The sequence below is a fragment of the Treponema sp. R6D11 genome (genome assembly GCF_054786075.1).
Window position 1 is genome coordinate 1 of sequence record NZ_BDHD01001372.1, and the last position, 317, is coordinate 317.

The following is a 317-nucleotide window of genomic DNA, read 5'->3' on the forward strand; positions in this document are numbered from 1 at the left end:
CGGCTTCCTCGATGCTGCGCAAGGGGTTGGCTGCATCGCCCGACGAGTCTTCGATGGACAGGCCCGCCACGCCGGTGTCCACGGCCATGCGCACGCTTTCGGCGACCTCCTGCGGGCCCAGGCCGAAGCCGCTCTCAAAGTCCGCATTTACGGGCAGATCGGTGGCCGCGACCAGGCTGCGCAGATGCTCCAGCGTCATCTCGCGGGAGATGGCGCCATCGGGCTGGCCCAGCGACCAGGCATGGCCCGAGCTGGTGCTGGCCAGCGCCTTGAAGCCCAGGCCCTGCAGCATGCGGGCGCTGCCCGCATCCCAGGGG

The 317-nt window shown here is 70.3% G+C and carries 1 protein-coding gene; it reads right to left on the reverse strand.

The window, feature by feature from the left end; translation table 11 throughout:
* A partial coding sequence (locus ACYVTD_RS18805; RefSeq protein WP_461249101.1) for an isocitrate lyase/phosphoenolpyruvate mutase family protein occupies positions 1-292 on the reverse strand: 292 nt, incomplete at its 3' end.
* Positions 293-317: the final 25 nt, after the last annotated feature.